Source organism: Streptosporangium sp. NPDC003464, assembly GCF_053588315.1.
The window spans coordinates 1-16,007 of the sequence record NZ_JBSFPS010000234.1 but is presented as its reverse complement, the minus strand read 5'-3'; the positions used below and the strand labels follow the sequence as shown (position 1 = coordinate 16,007).

The window sequence follows — 16,007 nt, the reverse complement described above, 5'->3', positions numbered from 1 at the left end:
TCATCGTGCTGACCACGTTCGACGAGGACGAGCACGTCGCCGCCGCCCTGCGCGCCGGGGTCAGCGGTTTTCTGCTGAAGATCGCTCCGCCTGAGGCCGGCCGCAGGCCGCCGGGGCAGACCCGGAACGATATTCCATTGACTGAGTCAATGAAATGGTTGATTCTGTCAGACATGCAGAACCATGTCGCGGAGGTCCGCGCCTTCAACCGCTTCTACACCGGGGTCATCGGCGTGCTCCACCAGGGCGTCCTGGACACTCCCTACTCCCTCACCGAGGTGAGGGTGCTGTTCGAGCTCGCCCAGCGCGACCACATGGAGACCGGCGAGCTGCGGCGGCTGCTCGGGCTCGACGCCGGATACCTCAGCAGGATGCTCGGCCGCTTCGAGACCGACGGGCTGATCGTGCGCGAGCGGTCGGCCGCCGACGGCCGGCGGCAGGTCGCCGGGCTGACCGAGGCGGGCAGGGCCACCTTCGCCACCCTCGACGAGCGCTCGGCGACGCAGGTGCGCGGCCTGCTGGAGGAGGTGGGAGAGGAGGACCGGCAGCGGCTGGTGGCGAGCATGGCGGCGATCCAGGAGATCCTCACCCGGGCCCCGAAGGCCCGCCCCTACGTCATCCGCCCGCCGCGCCCGGGAGACCTCGGCTGGGTGGTGCACCGCCACGGCGTGCTCTACAGCCAGGAGTACGGCTGGGGCGAGGACTTCGAGGCGCTGGTGGCCAGGATCGTGGCCGACTACGTCGACGCCCACGACCCCGGGCGCGACGCGGGGTGGATCGCCGAGGTGGACGGCGAGCGGGCCGGATGCGTCTTCTGCGTGCACAAGGACGACGAGACGGCCCAGCTCCGGATGCTCCTGGTCGAGCCGTCCGCCAGGGGGATGGGGATCGGCGGGCGGCTCGTCGAGGAGTGCCTGCGCTTCGCCAGGGCGGCGGGCTACCGGCGGATCACGCTGTGGACCAGGGACGTGCTGACCGGCGCCCGCCGGATCTACCGGGCGGCGGGCTTCGAGCCGGTCGGCGAGGAGGCGGGCGACGGGTTCGTCGAGGAGATCTGGGCCAGAGACCTCTGACCCGCCGCACCACAGGAGCCCGCCGTCCCGGCGTCCCGGCGTCCCGGATCAGTCGGACAGGCCCAGGCGGGCGTGGAGGCGGCGCAGCGGGGCCGGCGCCCACCAGTTGGCGGGGCCGGCCAGCCTCATGAACGCCGGCACGAGGATCGCCCGGATGACCGTGGCGTCCACGAGGATGGCCACGGCCATGCCCACGCCGAGCATCTGCACGAACACCACTCCCGCCCCGGCGTAGACGGCGAAGGAGAGCGCCAGGATCGCGCCCGCCGCCGTGATGAGGGGGGCGCTGCGCTGCAGACCCGCCGCGACCGCCGCCGGGGTGTCGCCCGTGCGGGCGTACTCCTCCCTGATCCGCGACAGCACGAACACCTCGTAGTCCATCGACAGGCCGTAGGCGATGCAGAACATCAGGATCGGGATGCTCGGGTCGAGGGTGCCGGTCGGGGTGAAGCCGAGCAGCCCGGACAGGTTGCCGTCCTGGTAGATCCAGACGAGCGCGCCGAACATCACCGACAGGCTCAGCAGGTTCAGCACGGTCGCCTTCAGCGGGATCAGCACGCTGCCGGTCATCAGGAACAGGATGACGAAGGTCACCGCGAACATGACGGCGACCAGCAGCGGCAGCCGGTCGACCACCGAGGAGCGGTAGTCGGCGAGCTCGGCCGGGTAGCCGCCGACCAGCACCCCGAACGGCGCCCGCACCGCCCTGACCCGCTCGACGAGGCGGACCGGATCGTCCTCCATCAGCTCGGCCGAGGGCACCACCGACAGCCAGGTCCCCTCCGGTCCGGCGAAGCGCGCCGGGTCGCCGTCCCCGATCCGCCGGCCCGCCGCGAACGAGCCGGCCGCGGAGTCGACCTGCGCCACGCCGGGCAGCCGGGACAGCGTCGTGGCGTAGCCCGCCACGTCCGCCGCCGGGCCGGTGGAGACGATCTGCAGCGCGTCGGTCTCCTCGGCGGGGAATCCGGCGCGGATCACTTCCTGGGTCTGCCGGGCCGGGGCGGAGGCGGGCAGGACCCGGTCGTCGGCCACGCCGAAGCGCAGCCCCAGGAAGGGCGAGCCGAGCACGAGCAGCGCCAGCGTCGCCACGCCGCCGTAGACGACGGGTCTGCGCATGACCCGGGTGGCCAGCGCGTGCCAGAGTCCCCCGGCCCGCCCACCCCGCTCGCGCCCGGGCAGCACCCGGTGGCCCACCGCGGCGAGGACCGCGGGCAGGACGACCACCGCGCCGACCACCCCGCCGGCGACGACGGCGATCCCTGCGTAGGCGAAGGAGCGCAGGAAGTCGAACGGCAGCGCCAGCAGCACCGCGACGGAGGCGGCGACGGTCACGCCGCTGAAGATCACCGTACGGCCGGCCCGCTCCACGCTGCGCGCGACGGCCTCGTGGAGATCGTGGCCCTGTCCGGCCTCCTCCCGGAACCGGGAGATCACGAACAGCGAGTAGTCGATGCCGAGACCGAGCCCCATGGCGAGGGTGAGGTTCAGCGCGAAGGTGGAGATGTCGGCGAACAGCAGCACCCCGCGCAGCAGGGCGAGCGTGGTCACCATGGCGAACACGCCCACCAGGATCGGCAGCAGGGCGGCGACCGCACGGCGCAGGAACAGCCAGAGCAGCGCGAAGACGAGCGGGAAGATCACCGTCTCGGCCCGGACGAAGTCCTGCCTGGCCTGCGGGACGGCCTGCCGGAACACCTCCTCGCCGCCGCCGGACCTGACCGAGATCGCCTCGTTGCCCCGGGTGAGCCGGGGCACCAGCTCCGGCAGGATCCGCGCGCGGACGGTGTCGGCGTCACCGGGGATGCGGGCCGTGACCAGCGCGTGGCGGCCGTCCTCGCTGCGCAGGGTCGCCGGCCGGCCCCGCGTCCAGTAGGAGGCCGCCTCGGCCACCCCGCCGGAGGCGGCCAGCTCCCGCGTCAGGGCCTGCCCGGCGGCGGCGACCGCGGGGGTGTCGACGTCGCCGCTCCTGGCGGTGACCAGGAGGATCAGGTCCACGCTGCCGGCGCCGAACCGCTCGGCGAGCTCGGCCCCGGCCCGGTCGGACTCCGACCCCGGCGCCTCGAAGCGGGCCAGCGACAGCCCGCCCACCGTCCCGGCCGCCAGCGCGGCCATGGCGAGCGCCGCCAGCAGGGACACGGCCATCACCAGCCGCCGCCGGCGGACCAGCAGGTAACCCAGGCGGCGCAGGGGCGGAGGGCCCGGTGGCGCCGCGACGGCGCGCACGTCAGTTCTCATGATCATCCCCGAAACTCGGTAAACTGCTCGCATTTGCGGTCCGAGACAGAAATACAAGTGAATGCTCGCATTTGTCAACGGGGCGGAGCCCTGCCACGACGGCGGGGCACGTCCGGGGAACGGGGTGGCGCATGCCTGAAGAGCAGCGCACGGTGAGGCGGCAGGCGCGCGGCCTCAGACGCATGGAGGAGATCCTCGACGCGGCCGAACAGGTGATCGCCGAGGTGGGATACGCGGAGATGACCACCAACGCGGTCGCCGCGCGGGCGGGGATGTCACCCGGCTCGCTGTACCAGTTCTTCCGCAACAAGGACGAGATCCTGCAGGGGCTGCTGAGCCGGTTCACCGACGGGCGGCGCGAGCACTGGGAGACCCGGCTCACCGGCGACGTCGTGCGGATGCCCCTGGCGGAGCTGATCGACCGGCTGGTCGACGAGATCGTCGCCTACAAGGCCGACCGCCCCGCCTACTGGGCGCTGCTGCACGGCTCGGCCACCGGCGACCGCCTGGCGGCCGCCTCCGAGCGGCTCCACCTGGGGATCGCCGGGCGGCTGGCCGACCTCTTCGGGCTGCGCGCCCCCCACCTGGACGGCGAGCGCCGCCTCGTGCTGGCCATGATGGCGCTGGCGGCGGTCAAGGCCGCGATGCCGCTGATCGCCGCCGCCCCGCCGGCGAGATCGCAGGAACTGGTCGCCGAACTCAAGGCGATGCTCCTGGCCTATCTGACGCCCGCACTAATTCCTTCTTCATAGGTAGGCAATATAGGGTTAGTGTCGGAGGCGCCACCCCCTCCCGCATGAGGCGAAGACGCGCTCGCGCTGGTCCCTCCCGACCACCGGCGCGGAAGACCGCGGGGACCCCGCCCGCGGCGGTCAGCAGGCGGACCGGCCGATGTGGTCCGTCACCGGGCCGGGCCTCGCCATGTCGCCGGAGAAGGCGGAATGTGACCTCATTGCGCGCCGACGAAGCGCTCGGTCACCTCCTGGTGGGTGCGCCGGTCGACCCGGGCACGCGGCCGCCGGGCCCGGACGTGCTCGCGCGCCCGGTGCGCGAGCTGCCGGACCGCGGCCGGACCGCGGTCGAGCATGACGGCGATCTCGGTGTGCTGGTAGGCGAACACCTCGTGCAGCACGAACACCGCCCGTTCCAGCGGGGTGAGCGTCTCCAGTACGACCAGCAGCGCGATCGACACCGACTCGGCGCGTACGGCGGGCTCGGCGGCGTCGGGGCCGGTGATCAGCGGTTCGGGCAGCCACGGACCCGGAGAGGTCTCCTTGCGCCGGCGCAACGTGCCCTGGTGGGCGAGGGCCTGGTTGACCGCGATGCGCACCAGGTAGGCGCGGTGATCGTCGATGCCGCCCGGATCCCGGACCGACCACGCCAGCCAGGTCTCCTGCAGTACGTCCTCGGTGTCGCCGACGGTGCCGAGCATGTCGTAGACGATCGAGAACAACGACTCGCGGTGGTCGGCGAACACCCCGGAGGCGTCGGCCGTGGGGTCTTCACGCATCATGGGCTCCCTGTTCCGGACGGACACCCCTCAAGAGCCCGTTCGACCGCACGAGTGTGACGCGCCGGAGGAGATCGCAGGGCGGATGACGATCAGCGCGTCGGGTCCAGCCCGAGCGCGCCCAGGGCCTTGAGCGCGCCGATCGGCCAGACCAGCCACGACTCCGACACCCCGGCCCGGTCGGGTGCGGGACCGAGTGTCCGCATGATCGGTGCGAGCCGGGTCATGGCCGCGAAGCGGGACCTCGCGAGCCGCCCCGTGGATTCACGCCCGTGACCTGGGCGGAGAGTCGCGCCCGGCCGACGGGCGTTTCCGATGTCAGGTCCGGACGGGTCGGCCGGAGGGCTCCGGAGCGCCGCCGCGGAGCCACCACATCGTGATCGTCAGGAGTCGCTCGTCCGACGGCGGAACGGACCGCTGACCTCGTAGGTGACGCCGCCGGTCCCGGCGGCGTCACCGCGGGCCCCGCGCTGGGAGGAGAAGTAGAGGCGGCTGCCGTCCGGGGAGAAGGCGGGGCCGGTGATCTCCGACCTGGGGTGGCCGTCGACCCGGAGGAACGGGGCGACCACCCGGCCGGGGGTGATCAGGTTGATCTCCATGTCGCCGCCGTCTTCGGCGACGTAGAGGTCACCGCCGGGAGTGCCGGTGATGTTGTCCACGCCGTTCAGCGGGGTGTCGGCGTCGTAGACGATCTCCAGGCGCTCGTTCTCCGCGTCGTAGCCCCACACCCGGTTGTCGCCCTTGGTGGTGAAGAAGCAGACGCCGTCGGCGTAATGGCAGCCCTCTCCCCCGGCGAAGTGCCTGGCCGCGTCGACCTGGTGGCGGGTCGCCTCCAGCAACGCGGCCGGGTTGGGCACCCGCCGCCAGGTCACCGGCCCGGTGCCGGAGGGGGCGCACAGCACCTCCAGCAGGCCCGACGTCAGGTCGCCCCAGTGGGCCGGCCGGAACCGGTAGAAGCAGCCGTCCGGCTCGTCCTCGGTCAGGTAGACGACCCGCCGGTCCGGGTCGCAGGCGGTCGCCTCGTGCTTGAACCTGCCCATGGCCAGGCGCGGCATCGCGGCGCGCGAGCCGTACGGGTCGCACTCGAAGACCCGCCCCCGCGGGACCTCCTCGCACGACAGCCAGGTGTTCCACGGGGTGCGGCCGCCGGCGCAGTTGAGGTCGGTGCCCGACAGGATCCGGTAGGCGCCGCGGACGGCCCCGCCGGGCCCGAACCTGATCGCCGTGGCGCCGCCGAGCAGCGGGATCTCGGAGTTGGACACGTAGATCCAGCCGTCGTCGTCGGGGAAGCACGCGCCGCCGTCGGGCGCCGGATGCCAGAGCACCCCGCCGACCCGGTGGCCGGTGCGGGCCACGACCCTGCTGGTGAACCCGGCCGGCAGCGCGACCCCGTTGGCGTCGGGCGGGCCGGGCGGGCCGTAGGGGCCGCGGGAGCGCACCGGGGTGGCGCGCGCGGCCCCCTGCCAGAGCGATCCGGCCAGGGCCGACCCGGCGGCCAGACCTCCGGCGCGGACCAGCGTACGGCGGAGCATGGCGCCTCCTCGTTGCCTCACGGTACGCGCCCAGTCGATCGAATTCACATGAACGGGGTGACCGCCCCGGCCCAAACTTTCCGGAAACCCGGGGGCAAGCGTTCCCCAAAACCGGTCGCCCTATCGCCAAGATCCGCATGCGGCGGCGCCCGGCCGTCCAGAGTGGGGCACACATCGCCGTCAGGACGGGAGCACCGTTGAGCGAGGGACTGGCCTCCGCGCATCCGACCTTCGAGACCGCGCCCCGGGTGGGTGCCCGCAGGGCCCTGGTCTTCCTCGACCCCTCTCCGGACGCCCCGCCCGGCTCCCCGCCCGGCCCGGCCCGCACCGCCCCGCCGGACGTGCGCCTGGCCGGCGCGCTGCGCGCCGAGGGCTTCGCCGTCGACTCCGAGCGCGGCCGGGGGGCGCACGCCGACGGCGAGCGGGTGTGGGAGTTCCTGCGCTCGGCGCAGGAGCGCGACCTGCTGGTCGTCCGCCTCCCCGGCGACAACGGCTGGACCTCCGGGCAGCTCGGGTCGATGATCGGCGCGTTCGGCCGGCAGGTCGGCGAGTCGTCGGCGGCCGCCGTACTGCTGATCGTGGACTTCGGCTGGAGCGCCCTGGAGGGCTCCGCCGCACCGGTCCGGCAGCTCGCCGTGGCGGGCGAGCCCCGGGTGGCCGCGGCGGCGCTCACCCTGACCCTGAGGCTCGACGAGAGGGTCCACGGGCCCGCGCAGAGCCTGACCGGCGTCCTCGCCGACGGCCTGACCACCCGGGCCGCCGACCTGGACGGCGACGGGATGATCACCATCGGTGACCTGCACGCCTACGCGCTGCGCCGCTACGAGAGCGTCTCCGCCGCCCGCACCCCCATCCTGATCGCCTACGGCGACGTCACGGACGTCGCGGTGACCCAGGCCCGGGACCTGTCCGCCCGCCCGCCCGCCGCCTTCGCGCGCGTGCTGGCCCGGCTCGGCGACCCCTCGCCCCCGGCCTCGGGCGCCGAGATCGTCCGGCGGGTCTACGAGCTCCAGTTGAGCGAGCCGGCCAGGGAGCTGCTGCGCAAGGCCTCCCTGCTGGAGGAGGGCGAGTCGATCGACGATCTCCTCGGCGACGCCACCGAGCTCAGGAACTGGGGGCTGCTCGGCGAGACGACCATGTTCGTCCATCCGGCCGTGCGGGACTTCGCCTACTCGCGGCTGTCGGCGGCCGAGCGCGCCCGGACCTGCGCGGTGCTGCGCCGGCTGCGGGCCGGGCGGCGCCCCGTGCAGCCGCGGGCCAGGCTCACCGCCGACCGGTGGACCACCCAGGACCAGCTCGGGCACCGGGTCTACGCCGAGGCCATCGCCGCGTTCGTCCGCCACCCCGAGACGCGGCCCCCGCTCACGATCGGCGTCAAGGGGCCGTGGGGCACCGGGAAGACCTCCCTGATGCGGATGATCCAGGACCTGCTGGACCCCGGGGCCGCCGGAGACCGCCCCGCCGAGATCCACCTGCCCGGCTCCCGCGGGGAGCGGGCCCTGACCAACTCCGAGGTGCTGGCCCGGGCCCGGCGGCGGCCCGGGGAGAGCGCCGGGCTGGCCGAGCCGGGCACCCTGCCGGTGCGTCAGGCGGACTGGCGGCCGACGGTCTGGTTCAACCCGTGGATGTACCAGAACGGCGAGCAGGTATGGGCCGGGCTCGCCCACGAGATCATCAGCCAGGTCACCCGGCGGCTGCCGCGCGCGGAGCGGGAGCGGTTCTGGCTGGAGCTCAACCTGGCCAGGATCGACCGGGAGGCGGTCCGCCGGCGCGCCTACCACCTGGCGGCGACCCGGCTGATCCTGCCGGCCCTCGCCCTGGCCGCCACCCTGGTCCTCACCGGCGCCTTCCTGGCGGGCGCCGCCCTGCTGCCCGCCTCCGCCACCCTGCTGCGGGACGCCGCCGCCGCCGTCGGCACGGCCGGCCCGCTGGCCGTGGTGGGGGCCGGCGCCGTACGGCTGGCGAGGTTCCTGCGGGAGTCGGCCGACACCGCCTTCCAGGGGCTGGTCCGCCAGCCCGACCTGCTCTCCCCCGGCACGGCGGAGGGAGCCGTCGCCGAGGCCGTGATCAACCCCGGCTACCGCTCCAGGACGGGCTTCCTCCACCTGGTCCAGACCGACATGCGGCAGGTGCTCGATCTGATCGCCACCGAGGAGCGGCCGCTGGTGGTGTTCGTCGACGACCTGGACCGGTGCTCGCCGGGGACGGTGGCGCAGGTCATCGAGGCGATCAACCTGTTCCTCGCCGGCGAGTTCCCGAACTGCGTGTTCGTGCTGGCCATGGAGCCGGAGGTGGTGGCCGCGCACGTGGAGGCCGCCTATCCGGAGCTGGTGGAGACGATGCCGGACGACGGGCGCTCCGGGCTGGGCTGGCGGTTCCTGGAGAAGATCGTGCAGCTGCCGCTGAGCGTGCCGCTGCTGGACGACGCCGACCGGCTGCCCGGCTTCGTGCGGGCGCTGCTGGGCATGCCCGAGATCTCCGGCACCGGCGGGGGCCCCGGGACGGACGCTCGCGGCGGTCCCGGCGGGACAGGCCGCGGCACGGACGCTCACGGCGAGGCGCCGGAGGAACAGGTGCCCGGGGCCGCGCCCGAGGCGGGGCTCCGGGGGAGGGTGCCGGAGTCGCGCAAGCCGCTCGACCTGCCGCTCGCCCTGCCCAGGACACGTCCGGTGGAGCCGGCGGACCCGGCGCTGGTGAGCCGGCTGGAGGATGCGATCTGGGGGCTACGGCCGACGGCCGCGGATCTGGACGAGGCGGCGCGGCGGGCGCAGGAGATCCTGGGCGTGGAGGCACTGGACGCCATCGGCGGGCTGGCCTCGGCGACGCGCGAGGCGGCCGACCGGGTCTTCGACGACCTCTACAGCGACGAGAACGCCTACCGGGCGATCGAGTCCGTGCTGCCGGTCGTGACGTTCTTCAACCCGCGCGAGATCAAGCGCTATGTGAACGTCTTCCGCTTCTACTCCTTCCTCGTCTACCGGCGCACGCTGGCCGGCGCGGCGCCCGCCTCCGACGGTGAGGTGGCCAAGCTCGCGGCGCTGACCATCCACTGGCCGCACCTGCTGTCACCGCTGGTGCGGGAGATCGACGGGGTGAGCGTGCTGCGGCGGCTCGAACGCGCCGCGGACGACGACCGGAGCTGGGAGCGGGCCGTCCGCGAGGCGGGGCTGACCGGCCCGGACGCCCCGGGCCCCACCCATCTGGACACCCTGCGCGGCCTGCTCTCCTGCCCCCACTCCATCGCCGACCTGGCCCGCCACCTCCTCTGAGGGAGCGGCCTCAGACCTCCGGCCCCTCACCCGCCGGCGGCGGGGCGGCGGCCCGGAACCGGGCGGCCTCCTGGTAGGCCGTGATCACGGCGGCGAACATGCTGACCGGCGCGGCGAGCAGGAACAGCAGCCAGCCGACGCGCGGCAGGAACAGCGGCGCGAAGAACGAACCTGTGGCGAAGATGATCCACATGACGGGAACGCCCGGGACTCTCAAAAGTCCTCCCTCCACTCGTACCAGGGTCCGCGCAGGTGGTGGTAGGCGCCGCCGTAGTCGTCCGGGGGCTCCCCGCCGGGACTCCAGGCGAAGCCGTAACGGTCGATGAAACCGGTGCCCGCCACCAGGAAGCGGACGACGCCGTCGGTCCGTTCGGCCGAGTCCAGGGTGTACAGCCCCACCCAGCGGCCGCCGACCTCCAGTTCCTCCCCGGCCGCCACGGCCCGCGCGAAGCGCTCCAGGCTCGCCTCGGAGAGCGCGAAGCGGGCGGTGGCGGGGACGTCGAAGTACAGCAGCCCGGTCACGGCCGCCCCCATCACCGGCGCCGCCGCCCAGCGCAGCCAGTGCCGGCGCAGGCCGGGGCGGCCGTCGGCGCGCAGCAGCGCCACGACGAAACGGGGGATCCAGACGATCGCGAGGACCAGGCACAGGAAGCCGGCGAGCATCACCGTCAGGAAGTAGTCCCCCGGGACGCTCACCCCGTACATCAGGAGGGAGCCGGCGAGCGCGGTGGCGGGTAGCAGCAGGCGGCCGGGGGGACCGATCAGCGCCCGGGTGAGCGACGGCAGGCCCGGCTGTTCCGGCGGCCGTGTCATCGGCGAGTCCAGCGGCCATTCCGGGGGGTTTCCGAGCATGCCGCAATGTAGCCCACTTGTGATCACACCGGCCAGCGGGACGCCGGCCGGGCGTCGCCGCCGGGCGACCGGCCCCCGCCGGGACCGGTCACCGGCGTGACGGGCCGGCTAGCGCTGGGCCTCGATCATCCAGTGGTGCTTCTCCAGGTCCTGGGTGATCTCGATGAGGATGTCCTGGGTCACCGGGTCGGGCTCGTCGGTGGCCTCGACGCGCTCGCGCATCCGGCGGACGATGGATCCGAGGATGTCCGTCATCGCGGCGACGACCTTGCCGTCGTTGATGTAGCCCGGCTCCAGCTGCTGCACCTCGGTCGTGTTGGCGAGTGTGGAGGAGCGGCCGTCAGGGTTGCATCCGAGGGCCACCGCGCGCTCGGCGACGGTGTCCGCGTGCTCCCTGGCCGCCGCGACGATCTCGTCGAGCTGCAGGTGCAGCGAGCGGAAGTTGTGGCCGATCACGTTCCAGTGAGCCTGCTTGGTCAGGAGCGACAGGTCGAGCAGGTCGACGAGCGCGCCCTGGAGCGCGGCGGCGACGACCTTCTTGTCATCGGGATTGAGCGGGCTGGTGATCGCGGACATGGGATGTCCTCCCCCTGTTTCGATATCAGTTTCCCTTTTGGTACGAAACGTCCCTACCCCACCCCGCGCCCCTTATGTTGACACTGTCACAGTGACAGTGTCACTATCGAGACATGGAATGGACCATCGGTGAACTGGCTGAGCGGGCCTCCGCGGCGCTGACCCCCACCGCCCAGCTCAACGGGCGGGTCAGAGACGTGCCCAACGAGCGCCTCATCCGGTGGTATTCCACGATCGGCCTGCTCGACCCGCCGTCGGCCCGCCGCGGCCGCGTCGCCGTGTACGGCCGGCGCCACCTGCTCCAGCTCATCGCCGTCAAGCGGCGCCAGGCCGAGGGCCGGACCATCGCCGAGATCCAGGCCGAGCTCACCGGGGCCACCGACCAGGTCCTGGAGTCGATCGCCCGCCTCCCCGAGCCCCCGGCCGAGCCGGCCGTCCCCAGGACCGCTCGGCCGCGCTTCTGGGCCGAGCCACCGGCCCCGTCCTCGCCACCCCCGGCCGCCGCGGCCGCGCCACCCCCGGCGGTCCCGGCGGCCCCGTCCTCGCCACCCCCTCGACCGGCCGCGCCTCCGGCCCGCGCGGCGGCCGCCGGCGCCCGGCCGCCCGCAGCGTCCGTCCCGTCCGCCCCGACCGTCGCCCCGCTCACCCCGGCCGCTCCGACCGCCGCGATCGTCCACGGCGTACGGCTGGCGGCCGGAGTGACGCTGCTGCTCGACGGCGGCGGCCGCGCCCCCTCACCCGACGACCTCGCCGAGATCGGCGCCGCATCCGAGGCGCTCCTCTCGATCCTGCGTGAACACGACCTCGCCCCTCCCGAAGGGAAGAAGCTGCCATGATTACCTCGATCGCGACGCTGCCGCCGGAGGAGTGCGAGCCGGTCCCGGACGCCGGGCTCGGAACGCTCGTCACCGAGCGCGGCAACCTGCCGCTGGAGAGTGTGGACGTCACCGCCGCCGTGTCCGGCCTGATCGCCGGGGTGGAGGTGGTCCAGGGCTTCCGCAACCCGCACGACGTGGCGCTGGAGGCGACCTACGTCTTCCCGCTGCCCGACCGGGCCGCCGTGACCGCCTTCAGGATGGAGGCCGACGGGCGGGTCATCGAGGGGACCCTCAAGGAGCGCGGCCAGGCCAGGGCCGACTACGACCAGGCGGTCGCCGAGGGCAGGCGGGCCGCGATCGCCGAGGAGGACCGGCCCGACGTCTTCACCATCAGGGTCGGCAACATCGTGCCGGGCGAGCGGGTCACCGTACACCTCACCCTCAACCAGCCGCTCCCCTACGAGGACGGCGCGGCCACCTTCCGCTTCCCGCTGGTCGTCGCGCCCCGCTACATCCCCGGCACCCCGCTCGACGGCGGCCAGGCCGGCGACGGCTGGGCCCCCGACACCGACGCGGTCCCGGACGCCTCCCGGATCACGCCTCCGGTGCTGCTGCCCGGCTTCCCCAACCCGGTACGGCTCTCGCTTGCGGTCTCCGTCGACCCGGCCGGGCTGGAGCTGCGCGAGCTCCGCTCCAGCCTGCACGTGGTCCAGGAGGAGGGGAGCACCGTCCGCCTCCAGCCGGGCGAGCGGCTGGACCGTGACTTCATCCTGCGCCTGTCCTTCGACGCCTCCACCTCGCTGGCGCTGGTCCCCGACGACGGCGAGGGCGACGCCGACGGTGACGGCACGTTCTCGCTGACCGTCGTCCCCGATCCGGCACCCGCCACGGCCGCCGCCAAGGACGTCGTGCTGGTGCTGGACCGCTCGGGCAGCATGACCGGCTGGAAGATGGTCGCCGCCCGGCGCGCCGCCGCGCGGATCGTCGACACGCTCACCCGCGGCGACCGGTTCGCGGTGCTCTCCTTCGACACCGTGGTGGAGCGGCCCGAGGGGCTCGGCGAGGGACTGTCGGAGGCCTCCGACCGCAACCGTTACCGGGCGGTGGAACACCTGGCCCGGCTGGAGGCGCGCGGCGGCACCGAGATGCTGGCCCCGCTGGAGCAGGCCGTCGCACTGCTCGCCGGCTCCGACGGGGACCGGGTCCTGGTGCTCGTCACCGACGGGCAGGTCGGCAACGAGGACCAGATCCTGGAGCGGGTCGGCGCCCGGCTGGCCGGGGTGCGGGTGCACACGGTCGGCATCGACCGGGCGGTCAACGCCGGATTCCTCGGCAGGCTGGCCGGGCTGGGCTCGGGCCGGTGCGAGCTGGTGGAGTCGGAGGACCGCCTGGACGAGGCGATGGAGCACATCCACCGCAGGATCGGCGCCCCGCTGGTCACCGATCTGTCCCTCAAGGCCGACGGGCTCGACCTGGTCCCCGGCACGGTCAGCCACCTCGGCTCGATCTACCCGGGCGTGCCGCTCACCGTCCTGGGCCGCTACCGGCACCCGCGCGACGGAGCGCTGACCGTGCACGGCGTGGACGGAGCCGTCCAGCCGTGGGAGCGGCGGGTCGCCGGGGTCCGCACGGACAGCCCCGCGACCCGCGCGATCTGGGCGCGGGCCCGGCTGCGCGCCCTGGAGGACCGTTACGCCGCCGGCGACCACTCGCTGGAAGGGGAGATCGTCGAGATCTCCCTCGAATACGGCGTGCTCTGCCGCTTCACCGCGTTCGTCGCGGTCGACAGCAAGGTGGTCGCCGAGGGCGGGCCGGGGCACCGCGTCATCCAGCCGGTGGAGCTGCCCAGCGGCTGGCAGAGCCCGGCCGTGGCGGCGGCGCCGATGATGATGACCGCGATGGCCCCGCCCCAGCCCGGCGCGCCCGCCGGACCGCCCGGAGCCCCCGGCGCGGCGCCGAAGTTCGCGGTCGGCGGGATGGGCGGCGCGCCGCGGGGCGTGGCGGCCGGCGGTTCCGCCCCGCGCGCCAGGATGGCCCCGCCCCGTCCCGCGCCGGTGGCGGCACCCGCCGCGGCGAGGGAGCTGCCCCGGGCCGAGCTCGGCGAGGAGCTGCGGCGGCTGCGCGCCGCCGGGTCCCTCGGCGCCGCCGACCGGCTGCGCTACCTCCAGGACCTGGGCAGCAGGCTGGCGGCGCTGGCCGTCCACCTGGGCGGTCACGCGGAGCTCGAAGCCCTGGCCAGGGATCTGCAGTCCGGCACGGACGTGGACGCGCTGTGGCAGCGGGCCGTCGACGGGCTGGAGGCGCTGAGCCGCTCCGGGGGGCGCCGCCCGTTCTGGAAGAGATGAACCGTGACCGAAGTCGTCAAATCGTGTCGATCATCCAGTGACTCCGCAGGTCAGGTCGGCTAAAGTGCCGGGATGACCAGCCCGATCTTCGCCCTTTGCGATGAATATGTCACCCGTTCGGCGGCGCTCGACCCGGTCGGCGCCGGGGCGAGCGGCATCGACATCGAATTCGCCCCGGCCACCGACTACGGCCCGGACGGCATCGCCGCCCGGGCCGCCCTGATCAGCGAGACGCTGGGCAGGCTCACTCCCCTGCGCCCGCAGGGCGAGGCGGATGTGCGGGCCGCGGCGCACCTGCGGGAGCGCCTCGAGGCCGAGCTCGCCTGGTACGAGATCGGCGAGCCGTTCCGCGCGGTGCAGGCCCCGTTCGGATTGATCACCGACCTGCGCGACAGCGTGGACCTGCTGCCGCACGGCAGCGACGACGAGTGGCGTAACGTGGCGGCCCGGCTCGCGGCCGTCCCCGAGATGCTGGACGGCTGGCGGGCGAGCCTGGCGGCCGGCCTCGCCCAGGGCATGTCGGCGGCCCGCCGCCAGGCGCTGGAGCTGGCCGTGCAGACCGAGCTCTTCGCGAGCGACGGCACGCACCAGGCGTTCGTGACGAGCTACGGCGACGGCCCGGTCCGGGAGGAGCTGGAGCGGGGCGCGGCGGCCGCGCACGCCGCCTACGCCGAGGCCACCCGCTACCTGCGGGAGGAATACGCCCCCCGCGCGGCGGAGGACGACCCGGTGGGCGCCGAGCGCTACGCGGTGGGCGCCCGGCTCAACCTGGGCGCCGACATCGACCTGGTGGAGGCCTACGAGTGGGGCTGGGCCGAGCTGTCGCGCATCGAGGCCGAGCTGTCGGCCGAGGCGCAGCGGGTGCGGCCGGGCGCCTCGGTGGAGGAGGCGACCACGATCCTCAACGAGACGCAGTACGTCGACGGCCTGGACGCCTACCGGGGCTGGCTGCAGGAGCGGCACGACCAGGCGGTCGAGCAGTTGCACGGCACCCACTTCGACATCGCCGAACCACTGCGCCGGGTGGACGTCACCCTGGCCCTGGGCTCGACCTCGGGCGCGGCCTACTACACCTCGCCCAGCGAGGACCTGTCGCGGCCGGGCCGCACCTGGTGGCCGGTGGGCGGTGACCGGGGCCGGTTCGAGACCTGGAGCGAGCTGACCACGGTCTTCCACGAGGGCGTGCCCGGCCACCACCTCCAGCTCGGGGCCACCCGCGTGGCCGGGGACAGCCTGTCACGCTTCGGCAGGAACTCCTGGGTGAGCGGGCACGGCGAGGGCTGGGCGCTCTACGCCGAGCGGCTGGCCGACGAGCTGGGCTGGTTCACCGAGCCGGGCACCCGGCTGGGCATGCTCGGCGCGTCGGCGCTGCGGGCCGCCCGCGTGGTCATCGACATCGGCGTCCACCTGGACCTGCCGCTCCCCGACGGCTCGAAGTGGACCTTCGAGCGGGCCTGCGAGGTGCTGCGCGACCAGGGCCGGTGCGAGCCGCACCGGGTCCACGCCGAAGTGGTCCGCTACTTCGGCTGGCCGGGCCAGGCGCCCTCCTACAAGCTGGGCGAGCGCGCCTGGCTGGCCGCCCGCGAGGAGGCCAGGCAGCGCCTGGGTGCGGACTTCGACCTGCGCCGCTGGCACACCTCGGCCCTGGAGCTCGGCCCGGTGGGTCTGTCCGGCCTGGCCGAGGCGCTGCGCCGGATCGGCTGAGCCCCCCTTCTTTCCTCTTGAGCCCCCAGCCGCGAGGAAGACCCGAGATGCCAGACAACATCCCGAATGTCCAACTCCGAGCGTGGCGTAATG

Annotated in this window: 13 protein-coding genes; 6 read left to right on the top strand and 7 right to left on the bottom strand. The window is 74.0% G+C overall.

Going from position 1 to position 16,007, the window contains the following annotated elements; all coding sequences use genetic code 11:
* The first annotated feature begins 173 nt into the window (after positions 1 to 173).
* Positions 174 to 1,073 carry a bifunctional helix-turn-helix transcriptional regulator/GNAT family N-acetyltransferase gene (locus ACWDS7_RS36935; RefSeq protein ID WP_451933032.1) on the top strand — a complete coding sequence of 300 codons (900 nt, stop codon included), beginning with the start codon at positions 174 to 176 and terminating at the stop codon, positions 1,071 to 1,073.
* Positions 1,074 to 1,121: 48 nt separating this feature from the next.
* On the opposite strand, the gene ACWDS7_RS36930 is transcribed toward ACWDS7_RS36935, so the two are convergent.
* Positions 1,122 to 3,308 (bottom strand): MMPL family transporter, encoded by a 2,187-nt coding sequence (locus ACWDS7_RS36930; RefSeq protein WP_451933031.1) that lies wholly within the window; start codon positions 3,306 to 3,308, stop codon positions 1,122 to 1,124.
* Positions 3,309 to 3,439: 131 nt separating this feature from the next.
* Between ACWDS7_RS36930 and ACWDS7_RS36925 the strand changes: the two genes are divergently transcribed.
* A complete protein-coding gene (locus ACWDS7_RS36925; RefSeq protein ID WP_451933030.1) occupies positions 3,440 to 4,060 on the top strand; it encodes a TetR family transcriptional regulator in 621 nt (206 codons plus the stop codon).
* A 197-nt stretch (positions 4,061 to 4,257) separates the two neighbouring features.
* Here the strand turns inward: ACWDS7_RS36925 and ACWDS7_RS36920 are convergent, their stop codons facing one another.
* From ACWDS7_RS36920 to ACWDS7_RS36910, 3 genes are all read right to left on the bottom strand, one after another.
* Positions 4,258 to 4,821, bottom strand: a complete 564-nt coding sequence (locus ACWDS7_RS36920) for a sigma-70 family RNA polymerase sigma factor (RefSeq protein ID WP_451933029.1) — start codon at positions 4,819 to 4,821, stop codon at positions 4,258 to 4,260.
* 89 nt (positions 4,822 to 4,910) lie between these two features.
* Positions 4,911 to 5,045, bottom strand: a complete 135-nt coding sequence (locus ACWDS7_RS36915) for a hypothetical protein (RefSeq protein WP_451933028.1) — start codon at positions 5,043 to 5,045, stop codon at positions 4,911 to 4,913.
* Positions 5,046 to 5,201: 156 nt separating this feature from the next.
* Positions 5,202 to 6,350 (bottom strand): alkaline phosphatase PhoX, encoded by a 1,149-nt coding sequence (locus ACWDS7_RS36910; protein ID WP_451933027.1) that lies wholly within the window; start codon positions 6,348 to 6,350, stop codon positions 5,202 to 5,204.
* 197 nt (positions 6,351 to 6,547) lie between these two features.
* Between ACWDS7_RS36910 and ACWDS7_RS36905 the strand changes: the two genes are divergently transcribed.
* Positions 6,548 to 9,619: a KAP family P-loop NTPase fold protein gene (locus ACWDS7_RS36905; protein ID WP_451933026.1), complete on the top strand. Its 3,072-nt coding sequence runs from the start codon at positions 6,548 to 6,550 to the stop codon at positions 9,617 to 9,619.
* 10 nt (positions 9,620 to 9,629) lie between these two features.
* On the opposite strand, the gene ACWDS7_RS36900 is transcribed toward ACWDS7_RS36905, so the two are convergent.
* From ACWDS7_RS36900 to ACWDS7_RS36890, 3 genes are all read right to left on the bottom strand, one after another.
* Positions 9,630 to 9,836, bottom strand: a complete 207-nt coding sequence (locus tag ACWDS7_RS36900) for a hypothetical protein (protein ID WP_399961344.1) — start codon at positions 9,834 to 9,836, stop codon at positions 9,630 to 9,632.
* The gene (locus ACWDS7_RS36895) at positions 9,833 to 10,432 is read right to left on the bottom strand and encodes a hypothetical protein (protein WP_451933025.1); all 600 of its coding nucleotides are present in this window, start codon (positions 10,430 to 10,432) and stop codon (positions 9,833 to 9,835) included. Before ACWDS7_RS36895 ends, ACWDS7_RS36900 begins: the two co-directional genes overlap by 4 nt.
* Before the next feature lie 147 nt (positions 10,433 to 10,579).
* On the bottom strand, positions 10,580 to 11,047 hold the full coding sequence (locus ACWDS7_RS36890) for a Dps family protein (RefSeq protein ID WP_451933024.1): 468 nt from the start codon (positions 11,045 to 11,047) through the stop codon (positions 10,580 to 10,582).
* A gap of 113 nt (positions 11,048 to 11,160) precedes the next feature.
* Here ACWDS7_RS36890 and ACWDS7_RS36885 point away from each other — a divergent pair, with 113 nt between their 5' ends.
* From ACWDS7_RS36885 to ACWDS7_RS36875, 3 genes are all read left to right on the top strand, one after another.
* On the top strand, positions 11,161 to 11,883 hold the full coding sequence (locus ACWDS7_RS36885; protein ID WP_451933023.1) for a MerR family transcriptional regulator: 723 nt from the start codon (positions 11,161 to 11,163) through the stop codon (positions 11,881 to 11,883).
* Positions 11,880 to 14,210, top strand: coding sequence for a VIT domain-containing protein (locus ACWDS7_RS36880; protein WP_451933022.1), 2,331 nt, complete (start codon positions 11,880 to 11,882; stop codon positions 14,208 to 14,210). Before ACWDS7_RS36885 ends, ACWDS7_RS36880 begins: the two co-directional genes overlap by 4 nt.
* Positions 14,211 to 14,282: 72 nt before the next feature.
* On the top strand, positions 14,283 to 15,914 hold the full coding sequence (locus ACWDS7_RS36875; RefSeq protein WP_451933021.1) for a DUF885 domain-containing protein: 1,632 nt from the start codon (positions 14,283 to 14,285) through the stop codon (positions 15,912 to 15,914).
* Positions 15,915 to 16,007 lie beyond the last annotated feature (93 nt).